The organism is Paenibacillus plantarum (assembly GCF_013141695.1).
Lineage (GTDB): Bacteria > Bacillota > Bacilli > Paenibacillales > NBRC-103111 > Paenibacillus_E > Paenibacillus_E plantarum.
In genome coordinates, this window is the sequence record NZ_WHNY01000067.1 from 24,435 (window position 1) to 46,126 (window position 21,692).

A 21,692-nucleotide genomic window follows, 5' to 3' on the forward strand; every position below is an offset into this window, starting at 1 on the left:
TCATCCCCAATCACACGGTATTCGAATGCTAACAATCGTTCCTTCACCTTCCATGCTGTCTACCTGTACGCCATAAGCTTCTCCATAATATAAGCGAATTCGTCTATGAACATTGTGCAATCCGAACCCTCCGGATACCTCATTTCCAGTTTCCTTCGGCGTATGCGGTTCCATTAAATCCTTCCGCAGTTGTTGAAGTCGCTCTTCCGTGATGCCTTTACCGTTATCTTGTACCACAATTAGGAAATTATCTTCGTCCTCAATCTTCGCGGTAATCCGAATTAACCCTTTGCCCCGCTTATTTTTAAGCCCATGATAGAGGGCATTTTCAACAATGGGCTGCAAGGTCATTTTAAGAATAAGTAGAGAGTTAAGGCTTGAATCTATAGCAATTTCATAGTCTAAAATATCCCGATACCGCATCTGTTGAATGGTTAAATAGCTCTGAAGGTGTTCAATTTCAGTTTCAAATGTGATCCAATCTCTTCCTTTGCTTAAGCTAATTCGAAACAGTTTGGATAAAGCCATGACCATCTGGACGACTTGATCCTTTTTCTCAGATTGTGCCAACCAAAGGATGGAATCCAATGTATTGTATAAGAAATGGGGGTTTATTTGCGCCTGTAAGGCTCTAAGCTCCGATTTTTTGATTTCTTGCTGTTCTTTAATACTCTGATCAAGCAACATGCGAATTTTCCCAATCATAATGTTAAAGCTATTGCCCAAATCGGAGATTTCATCCGTACCCGTAAGAACGACTTTAGCTTCAAGAAAGCCAGATGCGGCGAGTTGCATTTTATTTTTGAGTATGCGAACCGGTCGAGTCAAGCGAGTAGAGACAAAGAAATGCAAGGTTATAGCAAAAACGATGCTAAGCATAACGCTAATGATGATGAGTTGACGAATGGAATTGGCCTCTTCCACAATTTCTTGCAGCGGTACCACTCCAACGATATTCCAACCCGTGGACATGGAAAGAGAAGTCACAATAAATTCTGGTTTACCTTCGGAAGAATCCACATAGTCTTTGGTTTTGTTTTCTATTATAGAAGAAATATTTTTATTCTGTAGCCGATTTGTACTATTGGTGGCTTTAGATGGTAAGAATATGGCGTTACCTTCGTTGTCTGCGACATAAAAAAAACCGCTTTTCCCTATTATGACGTTATCACTAAACTTTTTTACAATACTGTCATCGACATCAATAATAATGAATCCAATGACTTCATGCGTAACGCGTTGTTTAACCGTGGAAACGATGGATATAATATTATGCTTTTTGTATTGAAAACCATCTAATGGATCTATAGAGGCAGGATCATCAGGTGGGATATTCAAGACAGCCTCAGGATGTTGAATCAGATATTCAAAATGCGGATTTCGTAAGGCGTTTTTATTAAGTTGAAAGACACCTTTCCTCTCGCTGATGCCTCGGCCATAAAGATTAATCATCGTAATGTTCAACACGCCATCATATTGATACGTCTGTCTATAGGAAGACATTGTTTGTAAAATCTCTCGTGCATCTAAATTGGAATCTGTTTGTGAAAAAAGAAAATGTAAAACATTAGGGTTTTTCTCCAGTTCCAATAGTTTCTTCGTATCTGTAAATACATTATCAATGTCTGTGGCTAGTTGTGTTGCAAGCATCATCGTTGCTGCTTTGCTGTTATTAAATACGGTATTGTACGATTTATTATATGAAATGAGACCTACAACAATTAAAGGAAGACAGGTGAGTATAACAAACATCGTTAAAAGTTTAGCCCGAAGGCTGGAAGTGATTTTTCGATATATATCCATCCTACAAATACCTTTCATTAGATCAGAAGTGTCGAAAGCTTATTGTAAATTATGAATCAATCGTTTTGAAAACGCAATCATTAAACAAAAAAGTGCACTTTTTGAATAAAAAAGTACTGTTTTTAATTTTGGGATTCAAAAAGTGAATAATAATTTACAAGAAGTGTCTACGAAACTCCGTATACCCTTGCCTGATTCGTATCCTATACTTTAGTTACACCGAAGCAAACAGGTGAAATAAGGGAGGAAATATAAAATGAAAAAGTCTCTAGGGGTAGTATTAGTAGCTTCAGCAATGATGATGTTCACAGCAGCTTGTGGTAGTTCAGGCGAAACCAAGACAGCAAGCAGCACAGCTGCAGCAGCTGTAAGCCCAAGTACAGCAGCAGTAGCGACTGCGAAAGCGGACAAGAAAATCACAATGGGCTTTGCTCAAGTAGGTGCTGAGAGCGGATGGCGTTCAGCGAACACGAAATCCGTTCAAGATTCTGCGAAAGAAGCAGGCATTGAATTGAAATTCTCCGATGCACAACAAAAACAAGAAAATCAAATTAAAGCTATTCGCACATATATCCAGCAAAAAGTTGATGTCATCGCTTTCTCTCCGGTTGTTGAATCCGGTTGGGATACTGTATTGAAAGAAGCGAAAGATGCTGGCATCCCAGTTATCTTGACAGATAGAGCTGTAGATTCCAAAGATACTTCCCTTTACAGAACGTTCATTGGTTCAGACTTCGTAGAAGAAGGCCGCAGCGCAGGGAAATGGGTAGTTGACAAATATAAAGATACGAAAGAAGCAGTTAATATCGTAGAGCTTCAAGGAACTACAGGTTCTGCTCCTGCGAATGATCGTAAAGCTGGATTCGACGAAATTATTAAATCCAATCCAAACCTGAAAGTCATCGCTTCACAAACAGGTGATTTCACACGTGCCAAAGGTAAAGAGGTTATGCAAGCCTTCTTGAAAGCCAACAAGAACATTAATGTTCTCTATGCACATAACGATGATATGGCACTTGGCGCAATCCAAGCGATTGAAGAAGCGGGACTTAAACCAGGTAAAGATATCATCATTATCTCGGTTGATGGCGTGAAAGATGGCTTCGTAGCGGCAAGCGAAGGGAAAATCAACTTCATCGTAGAGTGTAACCCACTACTTGGTGGACAATTGATGCAAGCGGCTAAGGATGTACTTAGTGGTAAAGAACTTCCGAAACGTATTGTTACGAAAGAAGGCGTATTTACTTCCGAAGATGCGAAACGTGAATTGCCGAATCGCCAATACTAATCGATCGCATACGTCATTGTTTTTATAAATAAAAAGGGCAGAGCTGCTCCATCTTGCTAGTAGGGAGTAGCTCTCGTTCATATAGGAGAGGAGTGGCATGATGAAACAGGGTGGTCCGGTATTGCAGATGACCGGAATTCATAAGCAGTTTCCGGGTGTTAAAGCGTTAACTAACGTTAATTTCAGCATGTTCCCCGGAGAAGTTCATGCATTAATGGGAGAAAACGGGGCAGGTAAATCTACATTAATCAAAGTTCTTACAGGCGTGCATTCCATCGATCAGGGTGTCGTTGAGATGGATAAACAGCCAATTCGAATTCTTAGCCCGCTTGACGCGCAAAATGCAGGTATTAGTACGGTTTACCAAGAGGTTAACCTCTGCTCGAACTTGTCCGTAGCTGAAAATATTTATATTGGACGTGAACCACGTCGTTTCGGTCGTATTTTATGGAAAAAAATGAATGAAGATGCTGGGCAATTACTGAAGAAGAGAATGAATCTTGAAATCGATGTTACACAACCCTTGCATGTGTATTCCGTAGCTGTTCAACAACTTGTATCGATTGCCAGAGCCTTGAGCATTTCGGCCAAAGTGTTAATTCTAGATGAGCCAACCTCCAGTTTAGATAGAGGCGAGGTTATACAACTATTTTCTGTCATGACTCGATTGAAAAATGAAGGACTTGCAATTCTATTCGTCACTCATTTCTTGGATCAGGTGTACGACATTTCAGATCGCATAACCATACTCCGTAATGGAGAGTTTATTGGGGAATATTTAGCCAAAGATCTTCCTCGTATAGAGCTGGTTTCCAAGATGATTGGAAAAGACCTTGAGCTGTTAGAAGAGTTGCCCAAAGGTGATGCAGCTAATCAAATTAGTCATGAGGTATTCATTCAAGCAACTGATTTCGGGAAGAAAGGTTCCATCGAACCTGTTGATCTCACCATTCACAAAGGAGAGATTGTTGGTCTAGCGGGCTTGTTGGGTTCAGGTAGAACGGAACTAGCTAGATTATTCTTTGCAGCAGATAAGGCTGATTCAGGTGAAATGACCATTGCAGGTTCAAGCGATGCGATTCATACGCCAAGACAAGCGATTGATCAAGGAATTGCATTTTGCTCCGAGAATCGTAAGTTAGAGGGAATTATAGATGATTTGACGATTCGAGAAAATATCATTCTTGCCCTTCAAGCGTCTCAAGGTTGGTTTAAAACCATCTCAAGAAAGCGCCAGGATGAAATGGCAGATGAATATATTCGCGCATTAAACATTAATCCACCTAACCCTGAACATCTGATCAAAAATTTGAGCGGCGGGAATCAACAGAAAGTGTTGCTTGCTCGTTGGTTGCTCACAGATCCTAGCTTGTTGATCCTGGATGAACCTACGAGAGGTATTGATATTGGAGCTAAAGCTGAAATTCAGAAATTAGTTTTGTCATTAGCGCAAAAAGGGATGTCCGTTCTATTTATTTCATCGGAACTCGAGGAAGTTTTACGTGTCAGTCATAAAATCGTCGTTCTACGAGATCGTCACAAGGTGAAGGAAATGGTTGGCGATGAAATCAGTCAGAAAAATGTCATGAAGGCAATTGCGGGAGGTTAATAGACATGGTGAAGCATCATTTGTTTTGGCCACTCATTTTTTTGGGTGCATTATTAGTATTTAACTTAATCTACTCCCCTGATTTCTTTGCGATAAAAATGCGTGATGGGCATCTATATGGGAGTTTAATTGATATTTTAAACTTTGGCTCTCCGCTAATGATTGTATCCATTGGAATGACATTAGTTATTGCAGCTACGAAAGGGGTGGATCTTTCCGTAGGTTCAGTCGTAGCCATTTCAGGAGCGATAGCGTGCCTGATGATCAGTAATGGGGACGGTGGTTTAGTCAATGTTATCATTTCAGTGGGTACTGCACTGCTGGTTTCGCTTGTACTAGGTGTTTGGAATGGATTCCTAGTTGCCAATATTGGCATGCAACCGATTATCGCGACGCTAATTTTAATGGTTTCTGGACGCGGTGTATCGCAATTAATAACGAGTGGTCAAATCATTACGATTTCGAACCCTCATTATAAGTTCATTGGTGCAGGATCGTTACTAACACTTCCATTTTCCATATTTATCGTTGCCATTGTATTCACTATTGCTTATCTCTTAACAAGAAAGACAGCACTCGGTTTATTTATTGAATCTGTTGGTTGTAAGCCAACAGCAAGTAATCTTGCCGGAGTGAAATCGAAGACGGTTATGTTCTTCGTATATATGTTTTGTAGCTTATGTGCAGCAATTGCTGGACTAATTCTGAGCTCGAATGTCTCAAGCGCAGATGGCAATAATGCTGGATTATGGTATGAACTCGATGCGATCCTAGCTGTCGTTATTGGCGGAACCGCACTAACTGGTGGACGCTTTTACTTAGCTGGTACATTAGTTGGAGCGTTAATCATTCAAACATTGACGACAACGATCTATATGATTGGTGTACCGCCAGAAATAACGTTGGTTGTAAAAGCCTTCGTTGTTCTAATTGTTTGTTTAATTCAATCGGAATCTTTCCGCAAATCGATTGCCTTCCGTTGGAAAACGCGCCATTATCCGGCTGAGAGGGAGGTCAAACAGCATGCTTAAGAAACAGCATATTCCAATCCTAGTGACCATGGGATTATTTGTACTCATGTTCGCTATCGGTTCTTTCCGTTATACAGGATTCTTTTCCTTACAAGTATTGATGAATTTGCTCATTGATAATGCCTTCTTATTAATAACGGCAGTTGGAATGACATTTGTCATTGTATCTGGTGGTATTGATTTATCGGTTGGTTCCGTCATTGCCTTAACGACGATGATCTCGGCAAGTTTAGTCCAAGCAGGATGGCCGCCTGGCCTTGTCATTCCGATGGTACTGTTAATCGGCGCTCTATTCGGATGGGGGATGGGGGCCATCATTCACTACTTCAAGATTGAACCCTTCATCGTTACTTTATCGGGGATGTTCCTTGCTAGAGGATTGTGTTACATCATTAGTATTAATACCATTACCATCGATAATGGCTTCTACACGAGTGTGGCTCAAACGAAAATCAGCCTACCTGGTGGTAACTTTGTCTCGATTAGTGTCATCATTGCCTTGTTGGTTGTTTTTCTTGGGTTCTACATTGCCCATTACACGCGTTTTGGTAGAAATACGTATGCACTGGGTGGAAGTGAGCAATCTTCCATATTGATGGGATTACCGGTTGGACGTACGAAAATGTTAATTTACGCTTTTAGCGGATTCTGCTCAGCACTTGCAGGTGTGGTATTTACCTTTTACATGTTGTCAGGTTACGGCTTGCATGCGATGGGGATGGAGTTGGATGCGATCGCAGCGGTTGTTATCGGGGGTACACTACTCACCGGAGGCGTTGGATACATTGTAGGAACTTTCTTCGGCGTCATGATTCAAGGTGTTATTCAAACAATTATTAGCTTCGAAGGGACGCTAAGTTCTTGGTGGACGAAGATTGTTATTGGAATTCTATTGTTTATGTTCATTATCTTACAACGTTTGTTAAGTCAACGGCGCTGGATGCAACGTAGATAAAAAAGTCTGAAGAAGGGCATTCATTGACATGTTTTGTCGAGAGATGCCCTTTTTTCATATGTAAATTGGGGGATCTTACATGACATATATGATGAACATCGTGCGGATGCTATTTCAACGGCCTAGTCGGTCGATCGGTACTAAACTTTTCCTCATCTTTTTTTGCTCCTTAGGTGTCTCCGTTATAGGGATGGGGTTATTTTCTTCCCGTATTGCTGAAAACGCAATCATTGATCAAATGAAAAAGAGCTCGCAGGATTTAGTTACAACTGCGGGGGAGAAATTAGACATGAAGCAGCAGTTTTACATAGATTTATCGAATCAACTTATTAGTGATAGCACGTTTACGAAAAATTTATTTCAAATTTCTAATGCAGGGATTGCAAAAGCTGAATTGCAACGAAGGACTTCCGAAATGAGAGATGTATTCGACCAATTAGCATTATCGGATCAGAGCATTCGAGATATCACACTGATTCCCATTCAAACTTCCCTTGATATCATAAGTACGCAGCGAGAAGGGCTGAGTTCAGATCTAAGAACGGCTAGTTGGATTCAAACGATTCGTAGTGCGAGCGGTAAACCCGTCTGGATGCCCATTGAAGATAAAGGGTACTTAGGAGATTCACCTAAGCCACTCTTTGCTTACGGGAGATTACTAGGTAAAAATAATGTAGGCTCTGAGGATTTCATCCTAATCGTTCAAATAGAAGCTAATGTTTTGCAAACGATGGTCAATGCTTTTCAGCTTAGTGATGGCGCGGAAACGTTTATCACAACTCAATCTGGAAAGTTGATTTTGAGCAATAACAAGGTATCGAACACTCATACTATTTCATTACCAGCGAATCCAACAGTTTCAGGCAGCTTCATAGATAAACATGTGAGCGGGGTTCGAAATTTGATGGCCTATCGCCAATCATCTATCAGTAATTGGTCATTCATTGCGGTTGCGCCGTTGGCTGAGTTAACGAAGTCTGTTAGTAAAATTCAGAAAATGACCTATTTATTTATAGGTTTGAACATTCTGATTGCTTTGATGATTGGTTTATGGATTGTATTCATGGTTGGCAAACCACTTGCTCATATTGTGAAGTTAATGAGGTTAGCTGCCGATGGCAATTTAACCGGAAGACTGTCTGTTCAGAATCGGAACGATGAGATTGGACAGGTAGAATTCGCATACGAGCAGATGATGGAGAATATTGGAGCTCTTATTTTGAGCTCTAGAGAAAGTGTGATTGAAGTCACTGAATTTAGTAAGCGTATGAGCAGTGCAGCCGAAATCACCGTTATCTCTGCAAGAGAAATACACGCAGCGACAGATCAAATAGCTGGTGGTGCGATTGACTTGGCTTCGAATGCCGAGCAAAGTGCGGAGCGTATGGAACAAATGAGTACTTCTTTAACTGATGTGTTTTCACTTCAACGTATAATGGCTCATTCCGCTGAAGAGGTAGAAGAGGTTTGTAGAACGGGTGGAAACTCAGTACATGATCTCTTGCGTAAAGCTGGGGATACTGAAGCTAGTTTTCGAGTTGTAGCAGGTAAAGTTAACAGTCTCCAGGAATCTGCAAGTTCTGTTCGTGCGATACTGAAAATTTTGAAAGAGATCACGAATTCAACCAAGATATTGTCTCTTAATGCCTCGATTGAAGCAACCAGGGCTGGAGCCGCAGGAGCTAGTTTTAAAGTCATTGCGACTGAGATACGCCAACTGGCGGTACGATCCAATGCCTCCATTGGTCAAGTAGGACAATATACAGATATTATTTTGCAAGAGGTGGAATCTACAGTTGGGGCTATGTCTGATGCACTGCCTTTCTTTCAAGATATGAATGTGGAAGTATTTGAGGTGTTCAACTTATTTACACGAATTCAAGAAGAAATGAAGCAGTTATTAACACGAGCAACGGATGTTACCTTGTCATTGAATAAATTAAACGCTGTACAAAGCGTACTCGGTCAGGCTATATTCGAAGTATCTGCTGTATCGCAGGAGTCATCAGCTTCAACGGAGCAAGTCGCTTCACTCTGTTCAACGCAGCTAACGATCGGCGAGCAACTTTTAGAACTCTCTACGAGATTGAATCAGATATCAGGGCAATTAGCACGACATATGTCTCATTTCCACACGAAATAATCTTCAAGGGGGACTTGAATAACATGTACAAGAGTAGACCGAAGAGTATGTTGTTAGCGCTTACCAAACTGATTGTGTCGCTAAGCATTCTAATGTGCTTCTTTGGTTGTGAGCAAGTTCAAGTAGATGAAGCAACTAGAAAGGTTGGACAAGCAAGACATGAGGAGTCTGTAACAACGCCTTCAATTAAAGAGCCGGTCTTAGGATTCTCGCAGTTAGGATCTGAAAGTGAATGGCGTCTTGCCAATACGTCATCTATTAAAAATTCTGCAGCCGAATCTGATGTCGAACTCAACTTTCAAAACGCAGAGCAATCGCAAGATAAGCAAATAGAGGCTATCCGAGAGTTTGTCAAACAGAAAGTGGATGTCATCGCCATTGCTCCTGTTGTAGAAACGGGATGGGAGCCTATTCTGAAAGAAGTAAAACAAGCAGGAATTCCAGTCATTATTATTGATCGGCTGGTCGATGTCACTGACCCATCGCTGTATGTGACCTATATTGGTTCTGATTTTTATGAGGAAGGTCGAAAAGCAGGGAAGTACTTATTAGATAAAATTCCTAAATCGATGAAATCAGTAGGTATTGTTGAATTAAAAGGTACAGAGGGATCAACGCCATCCATTGCTCGGGGGAAGGGATTCCGTGACGTCATTTCTTCACGCAGTGATTTACAATTTTTAAAGAGTGAGAACGCGGATTTCACTGTTGCCAAAGGCAAAGAAGTGATGAAGAAATTTTTGCAAGAAAAAGGGAGTGAGATTCGTGTGTTATATTCCCATAACGATGATATGACCTTTGGTGCCTTAGAGGCGATAGAAGAATATGGATTAGTTCCGGGCAAAGATATTGTGGTCATCACCGTAGATGGCACGAGGAAAGCACTTGAGAAGATGAATGAGGGTAAAATTAATTTAGTGGTTGAGTGTAATCCGTTGCTGGGGCCAAATATCATTCAAGCTGTGAAAGAAATCGTGAAAGGCAGCACACTGCCGAAACGTATTGTTACTCCTGAAAATGTATTTACACAAGTGACAGCAGAGAAAGAAATCGCTTCTCGTAGTTATTAAAGGAAGAATTGGAATAAATCATAAAAGTAAAACGGTTATTATTTTATAGTAAATGTATACTTTTATATGATCCACTTATTGGTTGAATTTATATCGTATATTCGTAGAAATATTCACTTTTCGAATAAGAAATTACATTCTGAAATGATTGCTTTCTAGTTATACTGAACTTAGTAATTATCACGCCACAGTAATTTTGGTAATTACAACTGACTAAAAGTAGCAGTAAGAGCTTTTAATAGGCAAATATTGAAGCTGTTGTAGATAAGACAGCTTTGATAGTAGCCAATACCGTTTGTAATATAAATATTACTATCCTTGCGTATGTTTCAGCGAAAATAGTTGAAAAGGAGATTAACATGAGAAAAGGAAAATTAACTGTCGTAATGTGTGTACTTGCAGTGATGATAGTTGCTAGTATACCCCGTGCAGGATATGCAGAAGGGGATACGGGTTTTACTCTTAATAAAAGTGCAGAAAACGCGTTGCCTGATCAAGCGCTCGAAGTTACGGTGAATGGAAACAACTTGAAAGCCCTTTACGCCTATGAAGCATTGATTACGTTCGATCCTGATATTGTTGAGTTGGATACGGCGAAATCGAAGTTGGAGGGTTTTTTTATACCTCCAAAGGTGGTAGATAACAGAAAAATGACGGTTGCCTTCACAATGGTTGGAAAGAAGGCAGGAGAGCAAGGAAGCATAGCACTGAGTACCATCACCTTCAAAGGGAAGGCTCAGGGAAATGCCAATATTAAGCTGATCTCCGTGAAGGCATTGGATCCGAGTCTGACAGCAACTATATACAGTTATGGAACCACCTTCGACGACCTTGAAGGCTATGAATGGGCGAATATGGAGATAGAGGCTCTTGCATCTTCGGGAATAATCAAGGGAGCATCCGCTACTACCTTTAAACCTGGAGACAACATCACCAGAGCAGACTTCATTTGCTTGCTCATCAGGGCATTAAATCTTAATGCAGAAGTAGACGGCAATTTCAATGATGTGGAAGATTCCGACTATTATTACAAAGAAGTAGGGATAGCCAAAAAACTTGGAATTGCTCAGGGAACTGGCGACAACCAGCTCGAGCCGAGGTTAAGTATATCCAGACAGGATATGATGGTGGTGGCAGCACGAGCAATGGAAATTGCCGGAAGAATGCAGCATGAATCAGTGTCAGACTTAAGCAGCTTTAGCGATTCCAGTGAGGTAGCAGCTTATGCAGTAAGCCCATTGGCTCAACTGGTCAAGAAAGGAATCATCCAGGGCTACAATGGCATGATAAAGCCAAATGATACGGCGATAAGAGCGGAAGCGGCCGTTATTATACACAGGTTATTGAACAAGTAGTAACTTATGGTGGCATTCAGGATACAGGAAATAATTACTGCATCAGCAGTGAAAGGAGGTGCTTCCTTTTTCGGAGGAGTCAAATGAAATAGGAGTCAAAATGCTATTATTAATCAATTCATGAAGGTGGAGGTTATTCTATGAAGAAATTGAACAAAATGCTGGGGATGACGATGGCTTTAACTCTTGCATTTACATTAAGTCCAGTTATGGAAAAGCAGGCAGCGGCAGCTACGACGCTCACTCCAGCGCTGGCTAAAACACCTGGTAATAACAATCCGCTATTTACGCAAAAGTTTGGTGCCGATCCGTATGCCATGGTTTATAATGGCAGAGTTTATGTCTACATGACCAATGATGTATTGGAGTACAATGCTGACGGGACAGTTAAGGATAATGGATACGGTAAGATCAATAAGATTACGGTTGTTTCGTCCGATGATATGGTGAACTGGACAGACCACGGAGAAATACCTGTAGCCGGGCCACAAGGTGCGGCAAAATGGGCAAACAACTCCTGGGCGCCGGCGGCTGCACATAAAACGATTGATGGCAAGGAGAAGTTCTTCCTATATTTTGCGGATAATGGAAGCGGCATTGGTGTGCTCACAGCAGATAGTCCGATCGGCCCATTTACAGATCCACTAGGCAAACAATTGATAAGCAGAAGTACTCCTGGGGCGAGTGATGTTACATGGCTTTTTGATCCTGCGGTGCTAGTTGACGACGATGGAAGCGCTTACATATATTTTGGCGGCGGTATTCCGACAGGCAAAGATGCTGACCCAGGAACAGCACGTGTTGCAAAGCTTGGTGCGGATATGATCAGTTTGGATCTGAGTGCAAGTGGCGGATCTGCAAAACCTATCAATCCGCCGTGGTTGTTTGAGGATTCAGGTATCCACAAATACAACGGGAAGTATTATTACTCCTATTGTACGAACTTCTCTAGCGGGCATCCGTCGGATATCCCTACGGGAGCAATTGGCTATATGGTAAGTGACAACCCAATGGGGCCATTTACCTTTGTCAAAACAATACTGCCAAACCCTGCTACGTTCTTTGGTGCAGGAGGTAACAACCACCATGCGATTTTTGAATTCAACAACCAGTGGTATGTTACCTACCACGCACAGACCGTAGCAAAGGCAATGGCTGAAAGCGGTATGTATCCACAAATGGGTGGGCAACCGCATGGATACCGTAATACAAACATCAATAAGGTCAGTTTTGATGCAAACGGGGTTATTAATCCTATTACTGGCGATTACGCAGGTGTTCCGCAGCTCCAAAATTTGAATCCTTATACAAGGGTTGAGGCCGAAACAATTGGTTGGAATGGCGGGATATCCACTGAAACTACTACACAACCAGGAGGCATGGTAAGCAGTATAAATCTGGCTGTCAGCAGCATAAATGATGGAGACTGGACTGCGGTATCCAAAGTTGATTTTGGAGCTACAGGCGCAGGAACATTCAAAGCTAATGTTGCAAGTGGTTCGGGCGGTGGAAACATTGAACTTCATCTTGACAGTGCTACTGGCCCATTGATCGGGACACTTCCTATTTCCAACACAGGCGGAGACGATGTTTGGAAGACAAAAACAACGAGTGTTTCTGGTGCTACAGGTGTCCATAATGTATATATGGTATACACGGGAGCATCAACAGGTAATCTCTTCAAGGTAGATTCTTGGCAATTCGAGCAAAAGACAGTTGCTCATGATCTAGTTGCCATCAACGCATCCATTGATAAACAAAAGATTGATACTGTTTCCGGAACTAATCAGGCTAACCTGAAGGTTTCAGCCATATACGCCGATGGAACAAGTGCAGATATTAGTGCTCAGGCCCTTGCAACACCGGCACAAGGCGGTATTGTAAGTGTAAACAACGGAGTTGTCACTGGGGTGGGCTATGGCTCCACAAGCATTGACATAAGCTATGGTGGAAAAACAGATACAGTTAATATGCTTGTAAAAGACTTGAACAGCGAACTGACGGTGAAGAAGATTACCATTGACAATGGTTCAGTTACGCTGGATTCTGGCAAAACTGCAACCTTTAAAGTAACAGCAGAATATGTTGACGGACACACGGAAGATGTAACCAAAACAGCAACGTATTCCAATCCAAGTCCTACTATTGCAGAAGTTGCGGGCGGTACTATAACGGCTAAAGCAAGTGGAACGGCAAATGTTACTGTAAGTTTTAAGGGAGCATTAGGCGCTGCTGCAACATCGCAAATTAGTGTGCTTGTCAATACGCCTTCTGTTGTGGCCATTGAGGCAGAAACAGCAGCAGAAAATACAGTTAATGCCTATGTATATGGCACCATAAATGGTCATACTTGGTCGCTTGTTGATGGACAGTCCACGAAAGCGATGTTTTTCGGGCCTAATACGGTGTTCACTGCGTCAGGTACGGATGCAGCTTCACTTGCAGCCAATTCCAGACTTGGATATAAAGTTAACTTTCCAACTTCAGGAAGCTATAATGTTTGGATACTTGTCAAGACGCTTGGCTACGATTCGGACTCCATCCACGTTGGATTAGATAATCAGTATAAATTCACTACTAACGGTATTGAGGGTCTTACTCTTGGTACTCAGTATAAATGGGCGAATATCAGTGGTTCTAGCGGTGGTATGTTTGGCGGTGCTACTTTGAATGTTACCGCTGGCGTACATGAATTGAACTTCTGGGGAAGAGAAGACGGACTTGCAATTGACAGAATCTATCTAACCACAAGCAATGCAACGACAGATCCTGTGTGGCCTCAGCCGCTTTTACCTACAGCTGCCATTTCAGCAGACAGCAGTGTGCAGCCTGGAAGCAGCTTTACAGTGGCTGTTAGTGCGGACAACGTGACACAAAGTGTTTATGCGCAGGACATCACTCTATCTTATGATTCCAACGTATTTGATTATGTGAGTGCGGCAAGTGCAAACAACAACATCCAGATCTTGACAGAGGACAAAGCTACAGCTGGAAAAGTTAGACTCATCACAGCAAATACAGGAGTTGGCGTAACTGGAGCCAGTACTCCGGTGCTGAATCTAACCTTCAAGGTAAAGGCTGGTGTTCAGAACACCAGCGGAACGATCGCAGCTACACAGGCAAAGTTTGGTGTGGCTCCAGAAGGAACCGTAATTGATGCAGCTCTTGGCAGTAAGAGCATTTCAGTAGGCGCAATTACAGTGGTTAAGACTGCTTTGACAACAGCCATTACTAATGCACAGAGCCTGTATGACGGTGCAGTTGTAGGTACAGCGGCAGGCCAATACCCGCAAGCGGCCAAGGATGCATTCGGTGCAGCTCTCGCTGCAGCAAGAGCTGTAAGAGACAACGCAAGTGCGACACAGTCCGATGTTGACAGTGCCGTAACAGCACTAAATAGCGCAAGCACAACCTTTAGTGGGGCAGTTATTGTAGTGGTCATTGATAAGGCAGCATTGACAACAGCCATTACAAATGCACAAAGTCTGTATGACGGTGCAGTCGTTGGTACAGCTTCTGGCCAATATCCGCAAACAGCCAAGGATACATTCGGTGCAGCTCTAACTGCAGCAAAAGCTGTAAGAGACAGTGCAAGTGCGACGCAATCTCAGGTTGATACTAGCGTAGCGACACTGAGCAGTGCAGTTGCTATCTTCAAGGCAGCCGTAATTAAATCTGCTGACCTCAATAATGATGGAAGCATCGATGTAGGTGACCTTGCAATAGTAGCTTACAATTATGGTAAGGACTCCTATAGCACAGACTGGACAACTGCCAAGAAAGCTGATATGAACAACGATAATAAGATCGATATTTTTGATCTTGCGTATGTAGCATCCAAGATACTTCAATAAGTGACCCACACAATCGTAGTTGATCGTGATCGCTAAAAATTACTAAATCCAAGAAAAGGGCGAGGGGAGACGTTTGTCTCCCATTCGTTCCTTATAATGAGGGATCGTGAACATGAAACATAAATTCCAATTTTTCTTCCTAGCTATTATGTTCATTGCCACTGTACTCCCATTTTCGGCTGCAGCCCAAGCAACAGATGAATTTGTATTGCGTTCTTCAGCCGCAAGTGTCGAGATAGGAGACAACATTACGATTACCATTGCAGGCAAAGCACTTACTGACTTATATGCTGCCGAGATGGAATTAACGTATGATGAGCAACAACTGGCGTATACAGGCTACACAAGCAACCTGAATAATCAAGCATACGTGCTTGAACCTCACGTACAAGGCAACAAAATATTGCTGGTTTTTACGTTAACAGGAAAGAAGTCGGGACTAACTGGGGATAAGGACTTATTTACGCTTTCGTTTAAAGCTTCCAAAGCAGGGGCAGCTTCCGTTTCCCTAAGTTCTTTGACAACTATCAATAGTCAGTTGGAGAAAACGCATGGGAAGATGGGTAACGGAATTACATTGTCGGTTAATAATTCGAACTCTGGAACTGATCCCGGCACTAATCCTGGCTCCAACCCTGGTTCCCAAGGGGCAGAAAATCCGTCAACGCCGAGTACCTCAGGTACATCTATTTTGTTAATTGACGCATTGAATGCTACTAATGGTGTTGCTTCTATTGATGTAGGGTCAAAAGCTCTTCTTGAAGCGGGCAAAAATTCCAAAGATGATTCGGTAACGATTAAAGTCAACTCAGGCTCTGACGTTAAGGAACTCCAATTGAATCTGCCGGCGATGCAGCTTCAACAGCTCCGTTCAGAATCGGGTGACGTCAAGACGCTAAGGGTTGAGACGGAGCTTGCTACGGTTTCCATTAATCGAGATGTTCTTGATACAAGGACCCTGTCGGATACATCTAATTTGCAACTAAGTATTGCAAAGGTAGACCCTGCCAACCTTTCGCAGGATATAAGAGATGAAATTGGAAATTCTGTTGTGTACGATTTTCATCTGAGTCTAGATGGCAGCCTAATCACAAACTTTATCAAGAACAGTGTCATAGTAGAATTACCTTATAAATTGGGACCTAATGAAAATCCTTATCAGGTAGTCATCTACTATATTACAGAAGATGGCAAAATGGAAGTAGTCAGGAACGGTAAATACAATACCGATACAGGTAGAGTACAATTTCTACCTACGCACTTCAGCAAGTACACGGCTAACCATGTTCAGGTCTCCTTTAGTGACATGAATGGGTATACCTGGGCAAACGAGGGTGTTCTTGGCTTAGCAGCTCGTGAAGTAGTGAGCGGTAGAAGTGATGGCCATTTTATTCCGGCTGGGGAGGTAACAAGAGCAGAGTTCGTTAAGATGTTGATTCAACTCTTCGATCTAGCGGATTCTTCAGCAACTGCTGCCTTTACAGATGTTGATGCGGGTACATGGTACTACAATTCCATAGCCTCAGCACAGAAGATCGGCCTCGTTCAAGGCAAAGATGACGGCAGCTTCGGGGTGAACGACCAAATCAGTCGTGAGGATATGGCTGTGCTTATTTATCGGGCATCCAAGATTATTAGTTCTTCGACTGTACAAGCACATGGTGCAACTTCAAATTTCCTTGATGGCGATCAAATCTCTACATACGCCAAGGATGCTGTTTGGGCTGCCAAACAGGCAGGCTTAATGGACGGAGTGTCAGAGGGATATTTCGATCCGAAAGGAAAATCGACAAGAGCACAAGCTGCTACGGTCATCTACAGACTCTATCAAGAATTGAAATAAAATTCATTCATACAGGCATCTGGCAATTATGTAGAGAGTATACAATTCCTTATTAAGATGGTAATGGGTCCATGATGCTAACAAGCAACTGGGCCCATAGCTTTAAGGTAAGGTACAAGAATCATTTTAATGAAGGGAAGATATAAATGGAAAAAGGAAGGGTTGACGCAAGAGCTGCTTTAAAAGTTTCCCTCTGTCTTAGTCTGATAGTATCATCCATGCTTAGTTTTCATAAGAGTACCCATGCTGCATCCATCCCAATGGTTAATATTGATTATAATATTGAAAAGCAGGAAATTGACGGCTTTGGTGCATCCAACGCTTGGTCGACAGGGATTGTACAAAATCTCGCAAACCCACCACAGAAGGAAATACTGGATGCGCTTTTTAGTACTTCTACTGGCGCAGGACTTAGTATGGTAAGAAACAGGCTTCCTTATGACATCGTATCGGAATCAGGCACATGGAATTGGAATAATTGGGATATTAATGGTACAACCTGGCTTTTTAATAAAATAAAAACGGATTATAACGTAACCAAATTTTTCACTACTCCCTGGACGCCTCCGCCGTTTATGAAGACTGGTAACACAGGAACAAACGGAGAAATCGGTGGTAAGCTCAGAACTGATAAATATCAGGCATATGCTGATTTCTTAGCTGACTATGTGACTGGCTTTAAGACCAATAAGGGAATCGATATCTCAGCTGTATCTATTCAAAATGAGCCAAACTGGGCACCGAATTATGAATCTAGCAGTTGGACAGCGGAAGATTTTCATAATTTTGTAAAGGGCTATCTCAAACCTACTTTTGCACAAAAAGGTGTGACTGCGAAGCTTATTATGCCAGAGGGGTTAAATTTCAGTGAAGATCTGGCTGTTCCAACATTGAATGATGCCGATAGCAGGGATCGCGTAGACATTGTTGGTGTACACCAATATGCCGTAAATCAGCAGGACCCCAATCTTGGCGCGAAGTGGCTGACGCAAACAAAGATTTATAATAAAAAATTATGGGTGACAGAAGCATCTGTAGGTGAACCCAATGATCCGACCATAAATGACGGTATCTATTGGGCGAAAATGATCCATAAGGATATGACGGTAGCAGAAGTAAATGCATTTAACTACTGGTGGCTTTGGAATAACACAAAAGACAGTGTAAATTCGGTTGGAGATAAAGGCGCACTGATTACATTTCATACGGACGATAATGGTGCTGTCAAAAGTTACGATTTGAATAAAAGATTGTATACTCTTGGTCAATACAGCAGATTTATCAGGCCGGGTTATAAAAGAGTCAATTCGGATGTAACCCCAGCAACGGGTGTATATACAACAGCGTATAAAGATCCTTCGAATGGAAAGTTAGTTATTACAGCTATAAATGACACTAACACGGACACTGCATTAACTTTCAACGTAAATGGTAAAACTGTAAAATCGTTTACTACTTATAGAACTTCGTCTAGTGAGAATATTGCAAATTTAGGCGATACCACTGTGAATGGAAGCTCACTTCAAGCCACGCTTAAGGGAAAAAGTGTTACAACTTTTTATGCAGACGTTTATACACCGATTGCCAAGAACCCAATCATATGGGCGGATGTACCGGATGTTGATGTGATCAGAGTAAATGATACGTATTATATGACCAGTACTACCATGCACGTGAATCCTGGCGTACCTATCATGAAGTCCAAGGATCTTGTAAATTGGGAAATCGTCAATTATGTATATGATATTCTTGCGTCTACGGATAAACAAACGCTTTCGAATGGGCAGAACATATACGGGCAAGGCTCATGGGCAAGCAGCATAAGATACAATAATGGCAAGTTTTATGTGGTATTCGCTTCCAATGATACGGGTAAAACGTATATCTTTCAAACCACTGACATCGAAAAGGGCACATGGGAAAAGTATGAGCTTGCTGGTGGTGTTTATCATGATATGTCATTGCTGTTTGATGATGACGGACGTGTATATATGGTATATGGCGGCGGGTCCATTAAGATTATTGAACTTACTTCAGATGCCACTACGATCAAAGCAGGCGGAATGAATAAAACAATCATTCAGAATGCAAGCGCTCCTGGAGGCTCTGGGGGTCTTGGAGCTGAAGGCTCGCACATTCAAAAAATTAATGGTAAATATTATATATTTAATATCTCATGGCCATCAGGGAGTATTCGCACTGAATTGGTACACAGGGCTGATACGATAGATGGCACCTATGAAGGAAAGATTGCTTTAAGATCAGGCAGTACTTCCAACAGTGCCGGTATAGCACAGGGCGGAATTGTTCAAGCCGCTGACGGAAAATGGTACGGCATGTTGTTTCAGGATTATGGGTCCGTAGGACGTATACCTTACATTGTGCCGATGACATGGAGTCAGGATGGATGGCCTGTATTCGGGGATGTCAATGACACGGGGATTCCTGCTGTACTGTCAAGATCCTGGGTTTCATCAGATAACTTCGATCAAAGGACAGGGAAGGTTGAAGCTTATCATACCGAGGTAGCAGGCGGAGAAAATGACTACAATGGATCCAATCTTGCACTTGTATGGCAGTGGAACCATAATCCTGACAATAGATTCTGGTCTCTTACCGACCGACCGGGGTATCTAAGGCTCACTACCGGAAGAACGAGCACTAGTATTCTTGATGCCAGAAATACGCTTACACAAAGAACCTTCGGACCTGAAAGTTCAGGAACAATTGCTATCGATGTTAGCCATATGAAAGACGGGGATTATGCGGGAATTTCCGCCTTCCAACAGAACTACGGGTTTGTCGGTATTAAAATGTCCGGCACTACAAAATCAGTTGTTATGGTGAATGGAAGTTCAGGGTCAGCAGTGGAAGTAGCAAGTGTCCCCCTTACTCAGAACACCGTATATGTAAGGACTGAGTTGGATTTTAAGAATAGGACAGATAAAGCAAAGTTTTATTACAGTCTTGACGGTGAGCGTTGGGCATCCATAGGAAATACACTTCAAATGTCATATACACTACCCCATTTTATGGGCTACCGTTTTGCCTTATTCAATTATTCAACAAAGACAACAGGTGGTTACGTTGACTTCGACTCATTCAAATTAGATGACAAGTTGGTTGGATCTAACTTTGATACGAATTTGAAGTCCCTCCAGCTAAACGGTGCACAGGTGAACGGGTTCAATCCAAGTACATACACCTATTCCCTAGATGTTCCTGTAGGATCAGCTCCGCCGCAAGTTACTGCTGCTTCAAATGATCCTGGCGCGAGTGTTACGATTACACAAGCATCGGCGATACCAGGAAAGGCCACGGTGACTGTAAGCAGGGAAGGCTTACAAGCTACGGTATATACCATTAATTTTAATACACCAGCCATCGTGGCCGTTGAGGCAGAAGCTGCAGCAGCAAACTCAGCCAATGCCTCTGTATTTGGCACCGCAAATGGCCATACCTGGTCGCTTGTTGACGGATTGTCCACGAAAGCTATGCAATTTAGTCCCGATGATGGTACTGCTGTCACACCAGGTACTGACGCTGCCAGCCTCGCTGCTGGTTCCCGACTGAATTACAAGATCAACTTTACAACGGCAGGAACCTACTATGTCTGGATACTTGCCCAGAGTCATAGTTTCCAAACGGACTCCGTCCACGTTGGATTGGATAATACGTATAAATTCACTTCCAACGGTATTCAGAACGTGAGTAACAGTCAGTTTAAATGGGTCAATCTCAGTAATGGGGGTACACTTGTAACTGGTGGCACGCCATTGAATATTACCGCTGGTGCCCATGAATTGAACTTATGGGGAAGGGAATCCGGATTAATCATAGACCGGATATATGTAACCACAAGCGATGCAACCACAGATCCTGTTTGGCCTCAGCCGATTGTACCTACAGCTGCCATTTCAGCAGACAGCAGTGTGAACCCTGGAAGCAGCTTTACAGTGGGAGTTAGCCTGAACAACGTGACACAAAGTGTGTATGCCCAGGATATCACCCTGTCTTATGATTCCAACGTATTTGACTATGTGAGTGCGGCAGGTGCCAACAACAACATCCAAATCGTATCAGAGGATAAAGCCACCGCTGGGAAAGTGAGACTCATCACCGCTAATACGGGGGGAGGGATATCTGGAGCCAGTACGCCGGTTCTGAATCTAATCTTCAAGGTAAAGGGCGGTGTTCAGAATACCAGTGGAACGATTGCAGCTACCCAGGCAAAGCTTGGTGTGGCTCCAGAGGGAACCGTGATTCAAGCGGAGCTTGGCAGTAAGAGCATTTCAGTAGGCAGTATTGGAGTGGTTGTAGATAAGACCGCTTTGACAACAGCCATTACGAGTGCACAGAGCCTATATGGTTCAGCGGTTGTTGGTGCAGCGATCGGTCAATACCCGCAGGCAGCCAAGAATGCATTCGGTGTTGCCCTCAATGCTGCGAAAGCCGTGAAAGACAACCCAAGTTCGACACAGTCCCAGGTTGATAGTAGCGTAACAGCATTGGGCAGTGCAGTAGATACCTTCAAGGCGCAAGTTATGAAGTCTGCAGATCTCAACAAGGATGGAAACATCAATGTAGGTGACCTTGCGATGGTTGCTTACTATTACGGTAAGAATTCCAATAGCACAGACTGGGCGACAGCCAAGATTGCCGATATGAACAATGACAATAAGATCGATATTAGTGATCTTGCGGTTGTTGCATCCCAAATACTCCAATAAAAACTGAATGC

At 42.5% G+C, this 21,692-nt stretch carries 11 protein-coding genes; 10 read left to right on the top strand and 1 reads right to left on the bottom strand.

Translation table 11 applies throughout. The features are described 5' to 3' along the window. Positions 1-1,803, bottom strand: coding sequence for a cache domain-containing sensor histidine kinase (locus GC096_RS23430; protein ID WP_171633641.1), 1,803 nt, complete (start codon positions 1,801-1,803; stop codon positions 1-3). A 256-nt stretch (positions 1,804-2,059) separates the two neighbouring features. On the opposite strand from GC096_RS23430, the gene GC096_RS23435 reads away from it, so the two are divergent. The 10 genes from GC096_RS23435 to GC096_RS23480 all read left to right on the top strand — a co-directional run bounded on the left by GC096_RS23435 (position 2,060) and on the right by GC096_RS23480 (position 21,681). Further along, positions 2,060-3,091, top strand: coding sequence for an ABC transporter substrate-binding protein (locus GC096_RS23435; RefSeq protein WP_171633643.1), 1,032 nt, complete (start codon positions 2,060-2,062; stop codon positions 3,089-3,091). Positions 3,092-3,188: 97 nt separating this feature from the next. Beyond that, the gene (locus GC096_RS23440) at positions 3,189-4,700 is read left to right on the top strand and encodes a sugar ABC transporter ATP-binding protein (protein ID WP_312886331.1); all 1,512 of its coding nucleotides are present in this window, start codon (positions 3,189-3,191) and stop codon (positions 4,698-4,700) included. 5 nt (positions 4,701-4,705) lie between these two features. Next, positions 4,706-5,731, top strand: coding sequence for an ABC transporter permease (locus GC096_RS23445; RefSeq protein WP_171633644.1), 1,026 nt, complete (start codon positions 4,706-4,708; stop codon positions 5,729-5,731). Beyond that, positions 5,724-6,686, top strand: coding sequence for a galactofuranose ABC transporter, permease protein YjfF (gene yjfF, locus GC096_RS23450; RefSeq protein ID WP_171633646.1), 963 nt, complete (start codon positions 5,724-5,726; stop codon positions 6,684-6,686). The genes GC096_RS23445 and yjfF overlap by 8 nt, the downstream gene beginning before the upstream one ends. Before the next feature lie 79 nt (positions 6,687-6,765). Further along, entirely contained in the window at positions 6,766-8,829 is a 2,064-nt protein-coding gene (locus GC096_RS23455; protein WP_171633648.1) for a methyl-accepting chemotaxis protein, read from the top strand. Between the two features lie 23 nt (positions 8,830-8,852). After that, on the top strand, positions 8,853-9,899 hold the full coding sequence (locus GC096_RS23460; RefSeq protein WP_171633649.1) for an ABC transporter substrate-binding protein: 1,047 nt from the start codon (positions 8,853-8,855) through the stop codon (positions 9,897-9,899). Between the two features lie 359 nt (positions 9,900-10,258). Further along, positions 10,259-11,254: an S-layer homology domain-containing protein gene (locus GC096_RS23465; RefSeq protein WP_171633651.1), complete on the top strand. Its 996-nt coding sequence runs from the start codon at positions 10,259-10,261 to the stop codon at positions 11,252-11,254. Between the two features lie 140 nt (positions 11,255-11,394). Continuing rightward, positions 11,395-15,108 carry a carbohydrate-binding protein gene (locus tag GC096_RS39375; RefSeq protein WP_171633652.1) on the top strand — a complete coding sequence of 1,238 codons (3,714 nt, stop codon included), beginning with the start codon at positions 11,395-11,397 and terminating at the stop codon, positions 15,106-15,108. 112 nt (positions 15,109-15,220) lie between these two features. Next, complete coding sequence (locus tag GC096_RS23475; protein ID WP_171633654.1) at positions 15,221-16,951, top strand: S-layer homology domain-containing protein; 1,731 nt, start codon at positions 15,221-15,223, stop codon at positions 16,949-16,951. Between the two features lie 146 nt (positions 16,952-17,097). Then, complete coding sequence (locus GC096_RS23480) at positions 17,098-21,681, top strand: beta-xylosidase family glycoside hydrolase (RefSeq protein ID WP_171633656.1); 4,584 nt, start codon at positions 17,098-17,100, stop codon at positions 21,679-21,681. Positions 21,682-21,692: the final 11 nt, after the last annotated feature.

Excerpts from the sequence above, each read along its gene's own strand:
- GC096_RS23430 (WP_171633641.1), bottom strand. The coding sequence starts at position 1,803 with ATGGATATATATCGAAAAATCACTTCCAGCCTTCGGGCTAAACTTTTA.
- GC096_RS23435 (WP_171633643.1), top strand. The coding sequence starts at position 2,060 with ATGAAAAAGTCTCTAGGGGTAGTATTAGTAGCTTCAGCAATGATGATG.
- GC096_RS23440 (WP_312886331.1), top strand. The coding sequence starts at position 3,189 with ATGATGAAACAGGGTGGTCCGGTATTGCAGATGACCGGAATTCATAAG.
- GC096_RS23445 (WP_171633644.1), top strand. The coding sequence starts at position 4,706 with ATGGTGAAGCATCATTTGTTTTGGCCACTCATTTTTTTGGGTGCATTA.
- yjfF (WP_171633646.1), top strand. The coding sequence starts at position 5,724 with ATGCTTAAGAAACAGCATATTCCAATCCTAGTGACCATGGGATTATTT.
- GC096_RS23455 (WP_171633648.1), top strand. The coding sequence starts at position 6,766 with ATGACATATATGATGAACATCGTGCGGATGCTATTTCAACGGCCTAGT.
- GC096_RS23460 (WP_171633649.1), top strand. The coding sequence starts at position 8,853 with ATGTACAAGAGTAGACCGAAGAGTATGTTGTTAGCGCTTACCAAACTG.
- GC096_RS23465 (WP_171633651.1), top strand. The coding sequence starts at position 10,259 with ATGAGAAAAGGAAAATTAACTGTCGTAATGTGTGTACTTGCAGTGATG.
- GC096_RS39375 (WP_171633652.1), top strand. The coding sequence starts at position 11,395 with ATGAAGAAATTGAACAAAATGCTGGGGATGACGATGGCTTTAACTCTT.
- GC096_RS23475 (WP_171633654.1), top strand. The coding sequence starts at position 15,221 with ATGAAACATAAATTCCAATTTTTCTTCCTAGCTATTATGTTCATTGCC.
- GC096_RS23480 (WP_171633656.1), top strand. The coding sequence starts at position 17,098 with ATGGAAAAAGGAAGGGTTGACGCAAGAGCTGCTTTAAAAGTTTCCCTC.